Origin of the sequence: Bradyrhizobium sp. MOS001 (assembly GCF_004634465.1) — a bacterium.
Classification (GTDB): Bacteria; Pseudomonadota; Alphaproteobacteria; order Rhizobiales; family Xanthobacteraceae; genus Bradyrhizobium; species Bradyrhizobium barranii.
The window spans coordinates 1-1,235 of record NZ_SPVJ01000169.1; the positions used below are offsets into that span (position 1 = coordinate 1).

The window sequence follows — 1,235 nt, forward strand, 5'->3', positions numbered from 1 at the left end:
CAGATCAGAGAAAGCAAAGTCATGAGCAAAACCTGGTCAGTGGTGCTGGTGCTTTTGTTGGCCACGATCGGCCATGTGTGTGCAGACCCGCTCACTGAAGATATGACGAAACTCAATGCGCAATGGGACGCCGCGATCAACGATCCGAATTTCGACGCCTTGCTGCCAATGTATGCCGCCGACGCCAGTCTAATGCCGCCCGGCGCAGCACCCGTCTCTGGCCCTACTGCGATACGCGACTTTTTTGCCAAAAGAGGCACGAGCGTCAAAAATCACAAACTTGAGCTTGTAGAGATTTTGCAGATGGGAGACTACGCTTACGTGACGTCCCGCTTCAAAGCCTCATTGGTAAAGGGGGAGGAAACGACCATGCTGTCCGGCAGTACAGTTAAACTTTATGAGCACCAATCCAACGGTGAATGGAAGGTTAAGTCCCATATTTTTGTTCGGGAATAGAAGGCGCATTTGATAGCCAACAGGATTCGTGGGCGATCCGTCTGGTCTGCAGCTCGAATACTTGGTGCGAGAGGCATTTGCATGACGGACCGGAGGTCGTTGATGAAAATACTAGCCGGTGCCACGCTCCTCGGCGTCGCGCCCAAGGCTAGCGCACAAAAAGTCAAATCATTCACCGTTGCCTACCTCGCCCTTCTTGCAGGTGAGGATCGTAGCTTCGCGCCGAATTTTTTGCGCCGTCTCGATCAGCTTGGTTACATTGACGGAAAAAACCTGCACTTCGTCTATCGCTCGGCAGAAGGCCGGCCGGAACTCTTGCCAGGTCTTGCGTCCGACCTCATTCGGATGAAGCCTGATGTGCTTGTCACCGGATTTGGCACGGTTGCCGCCAAGGCAGGCAAGGCAGCCGGAAACGGCATCCCGGTTGTATTCATGGCTGTCGGCGATCCTGTCGGCGCGGGGGTCGTTGCAAGTCTCGCCCGGCCCGGCGGTAACGTCACCGGACTGTCGGACCTAGCCGCTGGCATACAGGGCGCCCGGCTTCAGCTGTTGCGCGAGATCGTCCCTGCCGCCTCGCTGATTGCCGCGGTCTTGAATCCGGGCACGCCGTACGCGGCCCTCGCTTACAGGGAACTCGAGACCGCAGCGCGTGTCGCGAAAATAGAGTTACGGGTCTTTGAGGTGCGCTCGCCCGAGGAGATCGCGCCGCAGCTCGAGGCCAGCAAGGTCGCAGGAGCCGGCGGCCTTGCGATTCTCGAGGACCCCTTCACGTTTAGTCA

At 57.5% G+C, this 1,235-nt stretch carries 2 protein-coding genes; both read left to right on the forward strand.

The window, feature by feature from the left end:
• Positions 1-456: DUF4440 domain-containing protein (locus CT676_RS43690; RefSeq protein ID WP_205124654.1), on the forward strand; the 456-nt coding region annotated here is incomplete at its 5' end.
• A gap of 102 nt (positions 457-558) precedes the next feature.
• A partial coding sequence (locus tag CT676_RS43695) for an ABC transporter substrate-binding protein (protein WP_193560943.1) occupies positions 559-1,235 on the forward strand: 677 nt, incomplete at its 3' end.